This is a genomic window from Embleya sp. NPDC005575 (assembly GCF_040605455.1).
Classification (GTDB): domain Bacteria; phylum Actinomycetota; class Actinomycetes; order Streptomycetales; family Streptomycetaceae; genus Embleya.
On the sequence record NZ_JBEXCV010000176.1, the window covers coordinates 1 to 16,926 of the forward strand.

The 16,926-nt window shown below is 71.6% G+C and carries 16 protein-coding genes and 1 pseudogene; 12 read left to right on the plus strand and 5 right to left on the minus strand.

What is annotated here, in order from left to right; all coding sequences use genetic code 11:
• Positions 1-242 precede the first annotated feature (242 nt).
• From ABZS54_RS36510 to ABZS54_RS36520, 3 genes and pseudogenes are all read right to left on the minus strand, one after another.
• Positions 243-653, minus strand: a complete 411-nt coding sequence (locus tag ABZS54_RS36510; RefSeq protein WP_355546114.1) for a VOC family protein — start codon at positions 651-653, stop codon at positions 243-245.
• Between the two features lie 10 nt (positions 654-663).
• A pseudogene (locus ABZS54_RS36515) lies at positions 664-849 on the minus strand (substrate-binding domain-containing protein); the annotation flags it as partial.
• A gap of 35 nt (positions 850-884) precedes the next feature.
• Positions 885-1,469, minus strand: coding sequence for an AAA family ATPase (locus ABZS54_RS36520; RefSeq protein WP_355546116.1), 585 nt, complete (start codon positions 1,467-1,469; stop codon positions 885-887).
• A gap of 77 nt (positions 1,470-1,546) precedes the next feature.
• On the opposite strand from ABZS54_RS36520, the gene ABZS54_RS36525 reads away from it, so the two are divergent.
• The 5 genes from ABZS54_RS36525 (at position 1,547) to ABZS54_RS36545 (ending at position 9,241) form a co-directional block, all read left to right on the plus strand.
• Positions 1,547-2,506: an alpha/beta hydrolase gene (locus tag ABZS54_RS36525; RefSeq protein WP_355546118.1), complete on the plus strand. Its 960-nt coding sequence runs from the start codon at positions 1,547-1,549 to the stop codon at positions 2,504-2,506.
• A 308-nt stretch (positions 2,507-2,814) separates the two neighbouring features.
• Positions 2,815-3,573, plus strand: a complete 759-nt coding sequence (locus ABZS54_RS36530; protein WP_355546120.1) for a ParA family protein — start codon at positions 2,815-2,817, stop codon at positions 3,571-3,573.
• On the plus strand, positions 3,573-4,400 hold the full coding sequence (locus ABZS54_RS36535) for a hypothetical protein (RefSeq protein ID WP_355546122.1): 828 nt from the start codon (positions 3,573-3,575) through the stop codon (positions 4,398-4,400). The genes ABZS54_RS36530 and ABZS54_RS36535 overlap by 1 nt, the downstream gene beginning before the upstream one ends.
• An 863-nt stretch (positions 4,401-5,263) precedes the next feature.
• Positions 5,264-8,149 (plus strand): hypothetical protein, encoded by a 2,886-nt coding sequence (locus ABZS54_RS36540; RefSeq protein WP_355546124.1) that lies wholly within the window; start codon positions 5,264-5,266, stop codon positions 8,147-8,149.
• A 111-nt stretch (positions 8,150-8,260) separates the two neighbouring features.
• Entirely contained in the window at positions 8,261-9,241 is a 981-nt protein-coding gene (locus ABZS54_RS36545) for a hypothetical protein (RefSeq protein WP_355546126.1), read from the plus strand.
• 170 nt (positions 9,242-9,411) lie between these two features.
• Here ABZS54_RS36545 and ABZS54_RS36550 read toward each other — a convergent pair whose 3' ends face one another.
• The gene (locus ABZS54_RS36550; RefSeq protein WP_355546128.1) at positions 9,412-9,897 is read right to left on the minus strand and encodes a hypothetical protein; all 486 of its coding nucleotides are present in this window, start codon (positions 9,895-9,897) and stop codon (positions 9,412-9,414) included.
• Between the two features lie 367 nt (positions 9,898-10,264).
• Between ABZS54_RS36550 and ABZS54_RS36555 the strand changes: the two genes are divergently transcribed.
• Entirely contained in the window at positions 10,265-11,035 is a 771-nt protein-coding gene (locus ABZS54_RS36555) for an SDR family oxidoreductase (RefSeq protein WP_355546130.1), read from the plus strand.
• 192 nt (positions 11,036-11,227) lie between these two features.
• Here ABZS54_RS36555 and ABZS54_RS36560 read toward each other — a convergent pair whose 3' ends face one another.
• Entirely contained in the window at positions 11,228-12,178 is a 951-nt protein-coding gene (locus tag ABZS54_RS36560) for a LysR substrate-binding domain-containing protein (protein ID WP_355546132.1), read from the minus strand.
• Positions 12,179-12,249: 71 nt separating this feature from the next.
• Here ABZS54_RS36560 and ABZS54_RS36565 point away from each other — a divergent pair, with 71 nt between their 5' ends.
• From ABZS54_RS36565 to ABZS54_RS36590, 6 genes are all read left to right on the plus strand, one after another.
• Positions 12,250-12,900 carry a maleylpyruvate isomerase family mycothiol-dependent enzyme gene (locus ABZS54_RS36565; protein ID WP_355546134.1) on the plus strand — a complete coding sequence of 217 codons (651 nt, stop codon included), beginning with the start codon at positions 12,250-12,252 and terminating at the stop codon, positions 12,898-12,900.
• Positions 12,901-13,001: 101 nt separating this feature from the next.
• Complete coding sequence (locus ABZS54_RS36570) at positions 13,002-13,499, plus strand: NUDIX hydrolase (RefSeq protein ID WP_355546136.1); 498 nt, start codon at positions 13,002-13,004, stop codon at positions 13,497-13,499.
• A gap of 235 nt (positions 13,500-13,734) precedes the next feature.
• Complete coding sequence (locus tag ABZS54_RS36575) at positions 13,735-14,613, plus strand: IPT/TIG domain-containing protein (RefSeq protein WP_355546138.1); 879 nt, start codon at positions 13,735-13,737, stop codon at positions 14,611-14,613.
• Entirely contained in the window at positions 14,505-14,855 is a 351-nt protein-coding gene (locus ABZS54_RS36580) for a hypothetical protein (protein ID WP_355546140.1), read from the plus strand. Before ABZS54_RS36575 ends, ABZS54_RS36580 begins: the two co-directional genes overlap by 109 nt.
• 387 nt (positions 14,856-15,242) lie before the next feature.
• Positions 15,243-16,436: a low temperature requirement protein A gene (locus tag ABZS54_RS36585; protein ID WP_355546142.1), complete on the plus strand. Its 1,194-nt coding sequence runs from the start codon at positions 15,243-15,245 to the stop codon at positions 16,434-16,436.
• A 41-nt stretch (positions 16,437-16,477) separates the two neighbouring features.
• Positions 16,478-16,849 carry a signal peptidase I gene (locus tag ABZS54_RS36590; RefSeq protein WP_355546144.1) on the plus strand — a complete coding sequence of 124 codons (372 nt, stop codon included), beginning with the start codon at positions 16,478-16,480 and terminating at the stop codon, positions 16,847-16,849.
• Positions 16,850-16,926 lie beyond the last annotated feature (77 nt).

A 16,926-nucleotide genomic window follows, 5' to 3' on the forward strand; every position in this document is an offset into this window, starting at 1 on the left:
CGGCGGCCCCCCCCCCCACGCTCGGTGGTGTGGACCGGCCCGCCGGACTCGACCAGCCGCCGGTCGAGCAACCGCCGGACGGCAGCGGGACGGAGTCCGGGCTCATGACCGGTTCAACGAGGACCCGGACGCGGCCCGGGCGGGCGACTGGCAGGGCAGGCACATCCGCTCTGGTGCGCCGCCGCGTTCCTTATGGGTGGTCGCGATGTCGGCCCGCACAGCCGCATCGATGGCCGCACGGCTCAGCGCAGCTCCTGGATACGGACCAGGTTGCCCGCGGGGTCGCGGAACGCGCAGTCGCGGACGCCGTACGGCTGCTCGGTCGGCTCCTGGACGACCTCGGTATCACCGGCCTGCACCTTCTCGAACGTGGCGTTGAGGTCCGGGGTGGCCAGCAGGATCCAGCCGTAGGTGCCCTTGGCCATCATCTCGGTGATCGTGTGGCGCTCGTCCTGGGTGATGCCGGGATCGGCGGCGGGCGGCGCCAGAAGGATCGACGTGCCCGGTTGACCGGCCGGGCCGACCGTGATCCAGCGCATCCTGCCCTGCCCGACATCGCTGCGGACCTCGAAGCCGAGGACGTCGCGGTAGAAGGCGAGCGACGCGTCCGGGTCGTCGTGCGGAAGAGAAGTCGTGTGAATGGTGATGTCCATGGTGAGCAGGCTAGAGGCGGCTCCGTGAACGGCGCTTCTCGATTCCTGATCGATCAGGACACACCGGGACGTTCACCGGCATGTCATGCGGAGCGCACGCGCTTCCCGCGATCTCGGCCGTCAGCAACTCGACCGCGGCCCGGCCCATCGGCTCGATCGGCTGGCGTACGGTGCTCAGCGTCGGGTCGGTTCGGTTGGCGTCGGGTCGTCCGTGCCTCGGTGCCACGGGTTTCAACCGTCGAGCAGCATTCGGCGCAGTCGTTCGAAGGCGGTGGGGCTCGGGCGGTGTGGCAGGAAGTTGCGGATCCGGCGGGCGCATTCGGCGGGACTGTAGGTGTGCGTGTCGCATTCGAGGTCGTACACGCCGTGCGCGTGCACCCGGTCGAACTGAAGCGCCACCAGGCCCGGCGGCCGATCCCCGCGCGCCTGTTCACGACGCAGCAACTCGGCGCGTGGGCAACGTAATCCGATCAAAACCACATCCTGGGCGGGCAACACGGCCAGGCAGTCGAGCAGGCGCCAACGCTTGCTGAGGACGTGGTCCACCAGGACAGGATTGCCGGCTGCGGCCATGCCGGCGACCGCGCGATGAAAGCCCTTGACCGTACGGTCGATCTCGGCATCCACGAGGTCCGGCGGGATGTGCCGTTTCGACCGCATGGCGTGGAAGGCGTCCACCGCGAGGTGGTAGTGCGACGGTTCGAGGATGCGCAGCAGTTCGGCGGCGATGCTGGACTTGCCGGAACTGGAGGTGCCGTTCAGGAAGATGATGCGCCCCGTCGCGGGCCGCGGCGGTGACTCTTGCGGCGACGTCATGTCCCAAGTCTATCTGTGAATAGCGGATCTATTATATCCGCGATAGATCGTGGCGGGGTGGCCGGCAAGCTGGTGGCATGGGTGATGAGCAAGTGGCAGCTGTCGCGGACCGGGAGCTTGCCGCCTACCTGGAGGCCGAGCGGCGCGTGGGTGGGCCCGGTGTGCGGGAGTTGGGTGCCGTCGAGATGCGGCGGCGGCAGCGACAGCGTCTTGCCGAGCGGCCGTCCGGCCCCGAGCTGGCCGAGGTTCGGGACGTTGTCGTGGATGGCCCTGCGGTGACCATGCCGCCGATTGCGGCCCGTCTGTACCGACCCACCCTCGATCCGCTCCCGCTGGTGGTCTTCCTGCACGGCGGGATGTGGACCATCGGAGGCCTGGAGTCGCACGACCGGCTGTGCCGCCGACTCGCCCTCGCCGCGCGGATCGCCGTACTGGCCGTCGACTACCGCCTGGCCCCCGAACACCCGTGGCCGGCCGGGCCCGACGATGCCGCCGCGGCCTTTCGCTGGGCCGCCGAGCACGCACGCGAACTGTCGGGTGCGGCGGGGCCGCCGGCAGTCGCGGGGGACAGTTCGGGTGGCCATCTGGCGGCTCTGACCTGTCTGCGGATGCGGGCCGAGGGCGGCCCGTTGCCCGCGGCGCAGATCCTCGCGTTCCCCAACACCGACCTGACGTTGTCCCGGCCGAGTACGCGTGACAAGGCCACCGGCTGGGGCCTGACCACCGACGCCGTCGCGTGGGGGGTGGCCAACTTCGTTCCGGACGTGACCCGTCGCGCCGATCCGGCGGTCAGTCCGCTGCTCGCCGCCGACCTGTCGGGCCTGCCGCCGGCCGTGGTGGTCACCGCCGAACACGACCCGCTCCGGGACGAGGGCGACGAGTACGCCACCCGTCTCACCGCCGCCGGAGTCCGCGTCCGGCACCGCAGCGAGCCCGGGATGATCCACGGCTTCCTGACCATGGACCAGGCGGCCCCGTCCGCAGCCTCGGCGGGCGACCGCTTCTTCGCCGACGCCGCCGCCGTCCTTCGCGGCTGAACCCCGGCGGACGGTCCGCCGCGGTCGCGAGCCACGTACTGCGCGTCCTGCGGGGCGAGTTGGCCGATAGCGCGCGGACGACGTGCCCGCCCACCGTCCGAGGCTTCGCGCGGGGGTCGGGTGTGTCGTGTCGTCGGCTCGTTCGTGGGGATTGTCGGATCACGCGCGGACATCCGGGATTGCCCGGTATCACCGATGTGGTCGACATTGCGGAGTGTCGCCGTCCCGAAGGGGGGTTGCCCCATGGGGCTCTGGCATGCTGGGCGGCGTCCGAGTACCCGTGATGGGGAAGCCAACGGAGGTCCCAGATGAGCCCTGCCCGCAGTTCGGCGTCACCGCCCAAGGCCAAAGTCGTGGTCGTCATCAACCGCAAGGGTGGCGTCGGCAAGAGCACCATCGCGGTGAACCTGGCCGCCGTGCAGGGGCAGAACTTCACCCCCACCGGGCCGATCGATCCGGACGCCGACGCACCCGTGGTCGCGTGCGGAATCGACCCACAGGGGTCGATGGAGGACTGGGCGGATCGGGTTCCCGAGGAACTCCTGCCGTTCGACTACATGTCCACCAAGGGCAAGCCCGGCATGCTCGCCGAGCTGAAGGCCGATCCGGGGGTCGCACGCATCGTCGTGGACAGCCCGGGCTTCATGGACACCGACCCCGAGGCCGAACTCGCCACCGACCCGCTCGGGCACGGCGCGGCGGCGGACGCCCTGCGCGACATGCTCGAAGTGGCGGATCTGGCGGTGGTCCCGATCACGCCGGAGTTCATGAGCTGGTCGCCCAGCGAGTACACCATCGAGCGGGTGCTCAAGCCGCGGGGTATTCCGTACATCGTGGTGGTGAACCTGTGGGATCCGCGCGACGGGGAGACCGACCGGGCCCGGGTCGAGGCGTGGATAGACGAACGCGGCTACCCCCGGGCACGGGAGCCGATTCGCAAGTACAAGATTCACGCTCATGCGGCGGAGGGCGGGCTCGTGGTCACCCAGTACAAGGAGAGCGGTACGGCGTTGCGTGCCCGCGAGGACTTCTACAAGCTCGCTCTCGCGATCGAGCAGGCGATCTGATGGGCCGTCAACGCACCCCCAGGACGGCGGCCGAGCCGCGTCGGTTGCGGACCGCCGCCGACATGGCCAAGGAACTGCCGTCGCCGTTTCGGCCGTTGTCCGACAGTCCGGTACTGATCGACGACGAGCAGCGGCAACTGGCCGCGTGCGAGGCGGCGATCGAGACATTGCGGGTCGCGTTCTGGGCGGCCGGCAAGGCTTTGCAGATCGTTCGTGACGCCCGGCTGTACCGCACGCGCTACGAGAGCTTCGAGGACTACTGCCTCGACCGCTGGGACATGCAGCGCCGATATGCGGACCGGCTGATCCAGGCCTGGCCGATCGCGGAGGCGTTGAGTCCGATCGGACTCAAGGCCGTGAACGAGGCCCAGGTCCGCGAACTCGTGCCGCTCGCGGGCCGGTACGGGAACGAGGCCGCCGTGACCGTGTACCGCACGGTCGCCGAGGCGGAGTCCGTACCGCTGACGGCTGCGGTCCTGCGCGGTGCGGTGGCGGCGGTCGGCGAGGCGTTCTCGCCGGCGGCGGCGGTCGAGCAGGTGCGGACCTACCTCGACTCGCTCGGCATCGAGCCGGAGGTCGAGGGCGATCGGGTGGTCGACTACACGGCCAAGGCCGCGGACACCATTCCGCGCCGATGGCTGACCACGCTGGCCCGGCAGGACCGGGCGGCTGCGGTGGCCTACCTGGACGAACTCGAACGTCAGGTGGCGCGGGCACGACGAGAGCTCGCCGAGGCGGACGTGCACCCGGCGGACGATCCCGGGGCGGGTTCGGGTGCCGTCCCGGGCGCCCGCTCGGATGCGGGCCGGGGCGTCGTCTCGGCATAGTCGCGGCGGTGCGAAGGCCGCAGCGGTGCGGTCGGTGCGATCGGCGTGATCCATGCGTGGCCTTGGATGAGTCCAATTGGACTCGGTCGGGGTGCCGTCGCGGGCGGACGCGGGTGCGGACGCGGACGTGTGGGTGTGCGTGGGTGCGTCGGGGGGACGCAGGGCTTCGGGGTGCGCGGACTTCGGGCTCGGTGACCCCCCGCCGGTGCGTCTTCGCGTCTTCGCGTCTTCGTGCCACGCGCGGGTGTGCGTTGTCCGCGTTGCCCACGTCTCCGTGTCGGTTTCGCGTGGTCGCGCACCGGGCGCCCCTTCCGCAGGTGCCGGCCGGCCGGTGACCACAGGCGCGTACGTCCATACCCGCCGGTGCGGGTGCGTGGTGGCCCACCGATGCGGTGAAGGGGATGTCTGCGGCGCCTGATCGGATTGCCCCGGGTGATTCGATCACTTGCTGCCCCATCGCCCTCGTTCGCTGAGCTCGCCCATTGCCCGTTGCCCGTTGCCCGTTGCTTCGCCGGTTGCTTCGGCCCCACGGGTCGCATCGGTGGTCGCATCGAAAGTTGACGATCCGACCACCGACCGACTGCCGACCGATCACGGACCGACCACCGACCGTCGGCCGTGGGCTGATGGAGGGTGAAACGGGTGCCGAAAGCTGACCCCCGTCCCCGCGAAGGTAGGTTCGCCCACCGAAGGACCGTCCCCACCGAACACACGGTCCCGTTCGAAGGGTGGTCCCCTCCGACCGTCGGAGGGTTCCCCGCCGGCGTTCGACCGCTCTCCCGCGGCCCGAATCACCCATCGAGACGAGCACTTCCCGACTCGGACCCGTGCCTTGCGCGCGGGACGAAGGAGTTGTCGTACACATGCTGGACCTCGCAGGCTGGGACTGGTCCCGGCACTGGCCCTATGCGGCCGGAGCCCTCGTCGTGCTTGCCTCAGCCGTCCTCATCGAACGCGCCCGCCGCCGCGCGGTCGCCGAGCGGGCCCGGGTCGCGGCCCTGCCGGAGGAGGCCCGCAAGGCGCTGGAGAGTGACCGGACCGCGACCAGGGACCGACGCGGGCGGCGGGTCGAGGACCTGCTGACGGCGGCGGTCGCGGCCGCGGCGGCGGGCCTGTCGGCGGCCCAGCTCGGCAAGTTCGGCCGGGACGTCATGGGACTGCACGGGCCGTGGGCGTATCTGCCGTTCGTCGCGCTGGACTTCGCCGCGGTGGTCTGCGCGCTACGGGCTCGTCGGCGGGCCGCCCGGGGAGCCGCGGCGGGCCTGTCGGGGGCCCTGGTGTGGGTATTGGCGCTGCTGTCCGCGTCCATGTCGGCCAGCGAGGGGGCCAACCTCGGCGAGGCGTTCGCGCTCGGGATCTGGGCGCCGATCGCCGCCGTGCTGTGGGAGCTGGGCCTGGCCGAGGAGCGGCACGCGCGGACCGAACGCGCCGACCGTCGGGTCGGGTGGATTCGCTGGTTGCACCCGATCGAGCGGGTCCTGGTCCTGGCCGAACTCGCCGGCGACGAATACATGGGCGCGGCCGAAGCGACCGAACGTGTCCGCGAGCGCCGCGCGGCCCGCGCGCTGTACCGGCTTCGCCAGGCCACCGAGGCGCGCGCCGTACAGGTCGACGGGGCCGGTCGTTCCCCCGCACGTCCCAAGCGCGGCATCGACCGCCGGTACCGTCGTGCCGAGGCATTCGCCCAACGGACGGCCGCGCGTGTGCGGTTGGCCGACGCCGCGGTGGAGGCGGCCGTACTCCCGCAACTGCGCGTCCTGGTAGACGTCGGTCGACTCGCCAACATGACCTGGCCCACGCCGGACGTCGCCGATCCGGCCCACCGAGACGGCCGCCCGCACCTCGGCACGACGCCCCCCGAGGGCGGCACCCCACACCCGACCCTGGCCCGCCGCGTGGCCGGTGTCGCCGTCTCGGCCCCCGCCGACCCGCCGTCCACCGCGCACGCCTCGACCGCCCCGGGGTCGGCCCATGTGGCACAGGGCCACGAGCACCTCGACCGGCACCGGCCGCCGGGCTCGCCGTACCACGGCGGCTCGACGCCGACTTCGCGTGCCGGTGCGGGGGAGGTGGGCCGAGACGCCAGAGCCTCGTCGCCCGGGCCGGACGCAGGGAACGCCGGGTCGAGCGCCGAGGACGCGGTCCCACACCGGCCGGAGACCGAGCACCCGACCCGAGGCATGACGGGCGCGGGAGTCACGTCGCCGACGACCCAAGGCGCCGCGCCCCGGCTTGCGTCGTCCGACGGCCCGAGCCGGCCGCAGGTCGTGTCGCCGGCGGCTCGGGATACCGACCACCGGCCCCGGGACGCGGCGCCGGCTGCATCGGGCAGCGCGGACCTCGGCGGCGGTATGGGTGCCGGCTCGCCGGCGTCCAGGGCCGACCGTCGGACGGCGACAGGCATCGCGGTGTCGGGCGGCATGGTTTCGCCACGTGAGGGGGGCGTCGTACCGCCGGGTGGCGCGGGTACGCGCCATGACGGCTTGCGTGCGGCGGGCGCGCGTCGGCATGTGGCGGACATGGCCGTGGCGGGTGCCACGAACCTGCCTCGTGACGTGCGGTCCGAGTCCTCCGGCCGGGAGGGCGCGCATCGCCAGGCGGCCGGCGTCCGGCCGGACGACCCGGACCCGGATCAAGCGGCGGGTATCGCGGCGTCGGATCCCATCGCCACGCGTCATGACGCCCACCGTGCCCACGGTGTCCCCACCGCCGCGCAGGGTGCCGAAGGGCCGTCGCAGTCCCACGCGGCGGCCATCGGCCTGCCCGACGGTACCGACGAGAGCCGCGATCCCGACGCGGAGTTGCAGGGCATCGTCGATGCGTACGGGCAGGCGCACGCCCACCCGTGGGATGGCGGAGACCTGCACCACAACCCGGCCGCCGACGTGCGTTGGCAGGAGACCCCACACCGCGCTGCGCTCGAAGCATGGCCGGACGCAACGGCGGAACCTCGTCCGACGGCCGACGCGCCACCCTCGTACGCGGACGGAGCCATCCCGCCGCCGACCACGACGGCTCCGTATCCGACCCCGAATCCGATCCCGGACCCGACCCCGGACCCGATCCCGGACCCGACCCCGGACCCGACCCCGGACCCGACCCCGGTCGCCACGCCGCCCGACATCCCCGCCCCAAGTCGCGACGCGGCGGCCACGGCCGCGATCACCCCGCGACCGATGTCGCCTCGCCCCACGAATCCGCACCAGCACCACCAACCACGCGCCCGCCGCGCCGGCAACCCGGACCCGGTGGCGAGCGAGGATCCGGCATCCGATGCCACCACCAGCGGGCCCGGCCGGCCCTCCGCAGCCCCGCCGGCTCCCGCCACGCCCGCGCCCGCCCCTCGCCGCGAGGCGCCGAAGCTCGCCCCGACACTCCCTCCCGCCCCGGCCGAGTCGGCGGCAGGCAACGGTACTTCCGCTTCCTCGCCAATGCCCGACACCCCGGTGGAGCCGCCGAGCATCGAACCCGTCGAAACGCCCCCCGTCGCCCCGATCGACTACGACATCCCGCGCCAGGGCCGCAGAGTGGACGGCTCGGCGCTCACCGGCGCCGCCCGTCGCGACCACCGCATTCTCGCCCTCGTGTCCCTGCTCGCTGCCGACACCGACCTGACCGGCGAGGAAGTCGCCCACCGCCTCGGTGTCGGCGAACGCACCGGCGAACGCCTTCTCGGCCAAGCCCGGGAAGAGCTCGCCGCCCGCCGTGAACACGCCGACGACCCGGACCTGGCCGACGCCGGCCTTTGACCCACCGCAACGACCCCCGCCGGCGCCAAGGCCGTCGGCCGACGCAAATCGGCAGGTCTTGCGCCGACAACCGGAAGACGTCCCGAATTCCCGATCGGAGACCACGGCCACATGCTCCCCGCCAAACTGCTGTGGCAGGATCCACGCCCTATCCCCCGCGACGACCCTCAGGAGATCGTGGTCCAAGTCGTCCTGGACCCGCACTTTCACGAACCAACCGAAGACGATTTCTGCACGGCATTCGGCTACGTGTGTCTGACCCACGACCGCCTGTACTCACGCGGGGGATGCGGCGGGGGCCCCCACGTGATCGTCCTGAACTGTGCCGAGCACGGCTACGAGAACCTCGGCCCCAGCCCTCTCATGCACCGCTACCCCGCCGGTTTCATACCGCCCCTCACGGCGGAACAACTCGCCGAGCTGGACCTCGACCTCTATCCCGAGGGCACCCACCCTCGCACCCGCCCACACGTTGCCCCACCCGGGCCCGACTTCGCAGCCGCCAACGGCGCACCGCCCCGAACGTGCGAGCACCGCCCAGGACCCGAAGACGAACCATCCGGCCGGCTCGACGGTTTGCATCGCTGCCACCGAGGACGCAGGGCATCGTCCGTTGACGACCCGAGCCCGCGATTCGCCGAAGCGCTCGCACGGATCGCCACTGCTCTCGGCCGGACCGCTCCCGCTGCGCCGGACGAGCACGACCGTTGGGATCTCTACCGCACCGCGCTGGAGGTTCCCCGACTATTGCCCCGGGTGCGTGAAGCCGTGCGCCTGGAACCTGTCCCCTCCCTCGCCGCAGGTGTCGTCGGGGAGGTACTGGAACGGGTTTCGGTCCTTGAACGCCCGTACTGGATAGCGATATTGGATCCGGCGGTCCGAGCGTTCCCGGTCCGCCGAGCACAGGAACTCGACGTCCTGGCCGCCATCGAGGACAGGGTCTTCCCGCTCCGGCAGATCCTCGACCGGATCGACGACTGGTCGGATTGGCTGCAACTACGGATCGCCGCTTCCGGCTGCGACCCCGCGATCCGGAACGTGGTTGCGAAGAGAGGGAGAACCAAGCGGATCAGACGAGCCGCCTCGGGCTGATGCCCACTCCACCGTCGCGGTAGCGGGTGGCGTGACCGCGATGGTGGAGGTCGAACAAGGCGGCCGGACGGACGCGTCGGCCGAGCGGCGAGCGGTGGCGGACGACCGTGCCGCAGGAGCCGGGTTCGTGTGGTGGTTGTCGCGCCGGGCTCCGCCTGTCGGCGGTGGGTTCAGCCCGCGTCGGAGGCGGCCCCGGTAATCGTCGAGAGGATGTCCGGCCGCGAGGCGAGGGTGAAGAGTTGGCTTCCGGTGAGCGGGGGGCCGCCCAGCAGCACGCCGGTCCTGTCGTCGCGTGTCCCCGATGCGAGTGTGCGCACGGTGCCGTCCGGCGTCGTGATGATGAGTTCCACGATCGTGTCGCCGTCGACGGTTCGTGAACCGGTCACGGTCTTGGAGCCGTCGGGGAGGATTCCGCGCACGCAGTCGGTCCAGGCGGGCAGTGCTCCTCCGGTCTCCTTGTTGATCCCGGGATCGCTCTCGCATGGTGATTCGGGCGCGGACCCCGGGGCGTGGCGAGTTCCGACGCCCGAGCTGAGGGTGGTCTTTCGACCGTCGGGCCTCGTCGCCAGGTACGAGAGGGAAACATCGCCGGGATACTCCTCGATGGTCGCGAGCCCGGCGGGCAACTGCGCGCGGAGGGCGGCCAGGCTCCGCACAGCAGGTACGCGGTACGGCGCAGCGCGTGGTAGCGGGCCGTGACGAACTCGTCGAACAGACGCTCCTTTTCGGGTCTCATCCTGATGCGCCCCCATGAGGTCCACGACGATTTGCCATGCCGGTTGGACGGGGTGGGCATCCCGATATGTTGCGTGTGGCGACGCGTGTTTGCCGCCGACCTGCGCCCCGAGTCGCCTCACCTGGGCCGCCCCGAACCGCACCGACCGGCCGGGACGCCGTGTGTGACCCCGAGCGCAGCGCGGTCCGTGACCCTGGCTTCCCCGTCGCGGCTATGGCACGATCCGTCACCTCTGGTCATGGGCGCCTGTCCGGGCCCACACCGCTCTCGTGCGATGGAGTGAACGTATGTCGATAGCCCACGTGTCCGGCCGGTTCGACGGCAAGACCGCGGTGGTCACCGGGGCGGGTTCCGGGGTCGGCCGCGCGACCACGCTGCGCCTGGCCGCGGAGGGTGCGAACGTGTTCGCACTGGACATCGCGGCGGCGGCGCTGGCCGAAACCGCGGAACTGGCCGCCGGACTCGCAGGCAAGGTCGCGACCCGGGTCACCGACGTGTCGGTTCGTGAGGAGTGCTTCGCGGCGGTCGCGGCGGCGGTGGCCGAGTTCGGCGGGCTGGACGTGCTGGGCAACGTGGCCGGCATCGCGCGGGCCGAGCACGTACTGGAGGTCACCGAGGCGGACTACCGGCGGATGATGGGCGTCAACATCGACGGCTACTTCTTCATGTGCCAGGCCGCCATCCCGCACCTGATCGAGCGTTCCGGGAACGTCGTCAACATCGCGTCCAACGCCGGTGTGATGGGCTTGGCTTACAGCGTCGTCTACACCATGAGCAAGGGTGCCGTGGTGCAGCTGACCCGGTCGCTGGCCTGGGAGTTCGCCAAGCAGCCGCTGCGCGTGAACGCGATCGCGCCGGGCGGCATCGACACCAATCTGGTCGCCAACTATCAGATCCCGGAGGACGTGGACTGGGACCTGGTCGGCCGGGCGATGACACCGCGCCCGATGGCCCAGCCGGAGGACATCGCCGCGATGTTCTCCTACGTCGCCTCCGAGGAAGCCCGCAACGTGCACGGCGCCATCCTGCACAACGACAGCGGCCTGACCGCCGGCTGATCCCGCCCGCGGCAACCCCGCACGACACGGCTCCGGTCCGCCGCGTACCCACACTCGCCGCGGGCGGACCGGAGCCCGACCCCCGGCAACCGTGAAGTACGCCGTGTGGCACCGCAGTTGTGCCGGCCACCACCCGACACGCCGGCCCGGTCCGGCGTCTTTGCCGCCGTACCCACCGTGGCCGACTCACCGCTATCCCGCCGGGATCCCGGCGCCCTCGAAATCGGCGCCGGCCGGCTCCCCGATGGCCGGGTTCCCGCGCAGGCGAGACAGGAGTTCCCGGGCAGCAGGGCTCGCCGGACCGCTGCTCCGCCAGGCGAGGGCGATGCGGCCGCGTGGGCTCGGATCGGTCAGGTGCAGGGTGCGCAGGCCGGCCGCTGTGGCCACGGCGGGCGGCAGCGCGGGGAGTACGGCCACGCCCAGGCCGCGCGCGGCCAATTGCGCGAGCAACTGCGGCGCGGCGGCCTCGAAGGCGATCCGTGGCCGGAATCCCGCCTCCGCACACGCGCGATCGAGCACCCCGCGCAGCCCGGTTCCGCGCGGTAGGCCGATCAACGGGCGATCCCGGAGGGCGGCCAACGGGACGGTGGTCCGGCCCGGCGTCAGCAACGGATCGGTCGGTGCCATCGCGGCGACCAGGGGTTCGTCGACCATCATCCGGAAGGTGAGTCCCGGCGGGGGCTCCGGGTCCACGATCCCGACCATCGCGATGTCGAGTTCGCCGTGGCGCAGTGCGGCGAGCATGTGTTCCGAGGAGTCCTCGGTGAGGGTGATCTCGACCCCGGGGTGATCGTCGTGGAAGTCGGCGAGCACCGATGCCACGTCGAACTCGTGCGTGGCCGCCCCGGACACCAGACCCAGAGTGACCCGGCCGCGCAACAATCCGGTGAACTCGTCCACGGTATGCCGGACGCCCTCGACCGCGGCGAGCGCGGCCCGTGCGTACGGCAGTATCGCCGCGCCGATCCGGGTCGGGGTCACCGTGCGGCCGGAGCGGTCGAGCAGTTGCTGACCGAGTTCACGCTCCAACTGCCGGATCTGGGCGCTGACACCAGGCTGCGCGAGATGCAGGCGGGCGGCGGCGCGGGTGAAGTTGGCCTCCTCCACCACGGCGACGAAGTACTGCAACTGCCTCAGCTCCATAACCATCGATTCTAGCTCCCAGAAAAGAAGCGTCTTGGACTTATCGAAGGGCGATCGCCACGCTTGATCACATGACTGGCAACACGCCACACCGAGACCGGTCCCAGCTGTCGCTCCCTTCCGCGATCGCCGCCGAACGCCGTGAACTGGCCACCGTGTTGGCCGACCTTCGAGCCGACCAGTGGGATGCGCCCACGCTCTGCGCCGGGTGGCGGGTGCGCGAGGTGGCCGCCCACATGTCGATGGGCTTTCGCTACTCGTTGCCGCGGATCGGTCTGGAACTGGTCAAGGCCCGCGGCAACCTCCACCGCATGACCGACCGCCTCGCCCGCGCGGACGCCGCCGCCCTGTCGCCGGACGAGATCACCGCGGCGCTCGCGGACAACGCGGACCATCCGTGGAAGCCGCCGGGCGGCCGCACGGCCGGACTCGGGCACGACGTGGTGCACGGCCTGGACATCACGGTCGCGCTCGGCCTGGATCGTCGTGTGCCCGAGGACCGGCTGCGCATCCTGCTGGACGCGATCGACCCGCGCGGTGTCAAGTTCTTCGGGGTCGACCTGACCGGTATCGAACTGCGGGCCGACGACGTCGACTGGTCCTACGGCACCGGCACGCCACTGACCGGTACGGGCCAGGACCTTCTTCTGGTCGCGTTCGGCCGCAAGTTGCCCCCGGGCCGGCTGCATGGCGAACCCCGGGACCGCTTCGTCGTCGGCTGACCCGACTCCGGGCCTTACCCCCACCCGACCCCCACCCTGACCCCCACCAGGGCCCGCCATGGCCTCGGCCGGGCGGCCCGGATGTCGCTAGAGTCGAGCAGATGACCAACGAGTTCCTGCCGCCCGAGCAGTGGTACGCGCAACTGCCCACTCTCTACGCCGCCGCCTGCGCATTGATCACCGACGCCGAGGACCGGGTTCTCCTGGTCAAGCCCAACTACCGGGACCACTGGAACCTGCCCGGCGGCTTCGTCGATCGCAACGAACCACCGCACGTCGCCTGCGCGCGCGAACTGCGCGAGGAACTCGGACTCGACCTCGCGGTAGGCGAGTTGCTGGTGATCCACTGGGTGCCCGAGCACGATCCGAGGCCGCGACCGCTGACCGGCTGGATGTTCGACGGCGGCACCCTCGGCCCCGAGCAGATCGCCGCGATTCGCATCCAGGAGGACGAACTCGACGAATACGCGTTCGTCACCCTCGATCGAGCCGCCGAACTGCTGCCGAGCACCGTCGCCCCGCGTGTCCCGGCGGCGGTCGAGGCCCGCGCCCTCGGCCGTGCCGTATACCTGCCGAGGCCCGAGCCGACCGGATCCTGACCCGACCGAGTCCTGACCCGACCGGGCCGGCACCGCACCACCCGACTTCCACACGGGCCGATCCCGGTCCCGGTCTTGGTCCCGCTCTCGGTCCCGGTCTCCGAACCGGACCGGCCTCGCCCCCGATCTTCGCGCGTATATTCGATGCCTGCCGAGCACCCCTCGCAACCACCGTCGACCGCCCGCCTGGAGGAAACGTGCTCTTCCGTCCCATCACCTCCCGGCCGCCGTCAAGGTGGTCGACCTGACCACGAACACGGTCATCGACACCGTGGCCGTGGGCGGCTACCCGGCCAACCTCACGCTGCACGTCGCGGGCGGCTTCGTGTACACCACCAACGCCGCGTCCGGCGACGTGTCGGTGATCGACACCGCGTCCGACATGGTGGTGGCCACGATCCCGGTCGGCCGCACCCCGTACGGCATCGTCGTGGTCGGCGTCCCGCAGCCGCGCACCGTCACCTCGGTGACCCCGAACTCCGGCCCCGCAGCCGGCGGCACCCCGGTGACCGTCACCGGTACGCACTTCACCGGCAGCACCGCCGTCGCGTTCGGCCCGACCCCGGCCGCATCCTTCACCGTCGTCAACGACACGACCATCGTCGCCACCGCGCCGCCGGGCGCACCCGGCACCGTCGACGTCACCGTGACCGGCCCCAACGGCACGAGTCCGACCTCGGCGGCGGACCGGTACATCTACGCGGCCGCGCCGACGGTCACCTCGATCGGCCCGAACTCCGGTCCCGAGGCGGGCGGCACGGTGGTCACCATCACCGGCACCAACCTCGCGGGCACGACCGGCGTCACCTTCGGCCCGGGTCGGCCCGCGACCTCGCTCTCGTGCACCGCGACCTCGTGCACGGTGACCGCGCCGGCGGGGCCGGGGGCCGGCCAGGTGGACGTCCGGGTGAGCACCGCCGGTGGGACCAGCGCGAGCAATCCCGCCGATCGATACACCTACATCGCGAGCGCGCCGATGTGGCGGTCGCGCTCCAGGCCACCGGCGTGCCGTCGTTGTTCAACTCGCACATCGACTACACGATCACCATCACCAACCGCGGTCCGGACGCGCTCGGCTCGGCGACCGTCACGGCGCCGTTGCCGGTGCCGATGACCGCGACGTCACCGGACTGCGCGGTGGCCAACCGCACGGTGACCTGCACGGTGGGTCCGCTGGCCAAGGGCGCCGCGACCACCCGCCATTTCACCGCTCCGGTGGGCCTGCTCGGCCTGGGCCTCGCCTACGAGGTCACCGCGAGCCGCACCGCGAGCGCGCCCAACGACCCCAACCCGGCGAACAACGGCTCCTCGACCTCGTGCACCGTGATCACGTCACTGCTCATCCTCTGCTCGTGAGCTTTCGGTGGCCACCGAGTGCGTCCTCTGCTCGTGAACCGATGACTCCCGGGCCACTCGGAAGCCGTTCCTGACGGCTGATCAGGGCGCGTGCGGCGGGCCGGACTTCCGGCCCGCCGCGACGTGCGTTTGGGCTACGCCGATCGCGAACGCGCGGAAAACGTGCTGTTCCGAAGCAGGTGTCGCGGTGATGATGGGCCCGCGCACGTGCGCGACTCGCACCGGACCGGGTCGGACCTCGGTCGGACCGCCCCCGGTGCCGCGCCTCGGCCCCCCGATGGGCGCACCCGGACCCACGAAAGCGAACGCATGAGATCCTCCTCGGCCCCCCGCGACCCCGATCGACTCGACGCCTCCATACCGGCGTCACCCCCGCCGACGGACCCCGTGTCCCACGACGACTCCCTCGAAATCCCGATCGAACTCCCACACGGCCCGGCCGAGGCACCGGCCGAGGCCGACCAGCCCACCGGCGTGACCCCCATCGAGTTGTTCTTCGACCTCGTCTTCGTCTTCGTACTCACCCAGGCCACCCACCAGGTGGAGTCTCACCCGGGCTGGAGCGGGCTGTTCCAGGGCATGCTGCCGCTGGCGGCGATGTGGTGGATGTTCGGCGCGTTCAGCTGGCTGACCAACGCGGTCCGCCCGGACGCGACGGTGGTCCGGCTGTTGCTGGCCCTCACGATGACCTCGTTCTTCGTGATGGGCCTGGACCTGCCCTACGCGTTCGACCCGGACGGCTGGGCGTTCGGACTCGCGTTCCTGGTCGCCGTCGCCATGCACGTCGCGCTGTTCCTGACCGCCTCCGAACCCTCGGCCCGGGCCGGGATCCTTCGACTCGCGCCGTTCAACGCGGTCGGCGGCGTGCTGATCCTGATCGCGCCGCACCTGCCGGACGCCGGCACGTGGGTGTGCTGGGCGGCGGCCGTGGCGGTGCTGTACCTGTCGATGGTGATCGGACGCATTCGCGGCTTCGTGGTCGAGCCGCACCACTTCGTCGAGCGACACGGCCTGATCATCCTGATCGTGCTCGGCGAATCGGTCGTGGCCGTGGGCATCGGCGCGGGTGGTCGGCCGGTCGACTGGAAGCTCGCGGGGGGCATCCTGCTCGGCATCGCGGCCGCCACCGGCATCTGGTGGACGTACTTCGGCGGCGACGACGAACGCACCGTGCGGGCCATGTCGGACGCTTCCGTGGAGCGCCGGCAGATGCTCGGCTACGTGGCGTTCGGCCTGGCGCACGCGGTGATGATCGCCGGCATCGTGCTGGTCGCGGCGGGCATCTCGGATGCCATCCACCACCTCGGCACCGACACGAACCGCTGGTGGCTGGGGGCCGGCGTGGCCACCTTCCTGCTGGGTCACGCCTGGCACCGCTACGTACTGGGCACGGGCCCGGTCGAGGGGCGAATCGCCGTCGCGGTGGTGGCGGTACCGCTGATCGCGTCCGTGGCGAGTACGGGCTGGGCCGTACTCGCCGTCGCCACGGTGCTCCTCGCGATCATGACCGTGTTCGACCACCTCCGCCAGGTTCGCGCGGCGCAGGCACCGGACCCGCACCGGGTGACCGCCGCCGCCTGACCCTTCGGGAGCGGGATCCTGCTCTGCTAGCGTCGCCGGCCATGAACGACAGCGTGTATGTGGGCAATGCGGGCCCGGACGCGGCGCTGGACCGGGGTTGGCTGCTCGGCCACTTCAAGGACGCCGGCGATCCCCGGCACAGCGACGCGGTGGAGATCAAGTGGGGCGTGCACCCTCCCGGCGACGAGCGCGCCGAGTGGGTGACCGGGGAGGCGCGGACCGCGCTGCTGGTCCTGATCAGCGGCCGATTCCGGGTCGAACTACCGGGTCGCAGCGTGCTGTTGGCCAAGCAGGGCGACTACGTGGTGTGGGGTCACGGGGTGGACCACTCGTGGTCGGCCGAGGAGGAGTCGGTGGTGCTGACGGTGCGCTGGCCGTCCGTACCGGGGTATCGGGTGGGCGGGGACGTCTGACCACGCACCGACGGCAACGCCGAACCCGCCCCTCGTCGTCGATTCCTGGAGTCGTGGTCATCGTGTGCCGTCCCGCG

What these genes read in the sequence shown, in the direction of transcription:
- ABZS54_RS36510 (WP_355546114.1), bottom strand. Translation starts at nt 653, where the DNA reads ATGGACATCACCATTCACACGACTTCTCTTCCGCACGACGACCCGGAC.
- ABZS54_RS36520 (WP_355546116.1), bottom strand. Translation starts at nt 1,469, where the DNA reads ATGACGTCGCCGCAAGAGTCACCGCCGCGGCCCGCGACGGGGCGCATC.
- ABZS54_RS36525 (WP_355546118.1), top strand. Translation starts at nt 1,547, where the DNA reads ATGGGTGATGAGCAAGTGGCAGCTGTCGCGGACCGGGAGCTTGCCGCC.
- ABZS54_RS36530 (WP_355546120.1), top strand. Translation starts at nt 2,815, where the DNA reads ATGAGCCCTGCCCGCAGTTCGGCGTCACCGCCCAAGGCCAAAGTCGTG.
- ABZS54_RS36535 (WP_355546122.1), top strand. Translation starts at nt 3,573, where the DNA reads ATGGGCCGTCAACGCACCCCCAGGACGGCGGCCGAGCCGCGTCGGTTG.
- ABZS54_RS36540 (WP_355546124.1), top strand. Translation starts at nt 5,264, where the DNA reads ATGCTGGACCTCGCAGGCTGGGACTGGTCCCGGCACTGGCCCTATGCG.
- ABZS54_RS36545 (WP_355546126.1), top strand. Translation starts at nt 8,261, where the DNA reads ATGCTCCCCGCCAAACTGCTGTGGCAGGATCCACGCCCTATCCCCCGC.
- ABZS54_RS36555 (WP_355546130.1), top strand. Translation starts at nt 10,265, where the DNA reads ATGTCGATAGCCCACGTGTCCGGCCGGTTCGACGGCAAGACCGCGGTG.
- ABZS54_RS36560 (WP_355546132.1), bottom strand. Translation starts at nt 12,178, where the DNA reads ATGGAGCTGAGGCAGTTGCAGTACTTCGTCGCCGTGGTGGAGGAGGCC.
- ABZS54_RS36565 (WP_355546134.1), top strand. Translation starts at nt 12,250, where the DNA reads ATGACTGGCAACACGCCACACCGAGACCGGTCCCAGCTGTCGCTCCCT.
- ABZS54_RS36570 (WP_355546136.1), top strand. Translation starts at nt 13,002, where the DNA reads ATGACCAACGAGTTCCTGCCGCCCGAGCAGTGGTACGCGCAACTGCCC.
- ABZS54_RS36590 (WP_355546144.1), top strand. Translation starts at nt 16,478, where the DNA reads ATGAACGACAGCGTGTATGTGGGCAATGCGGGCCCGGACGCGGCGCTG.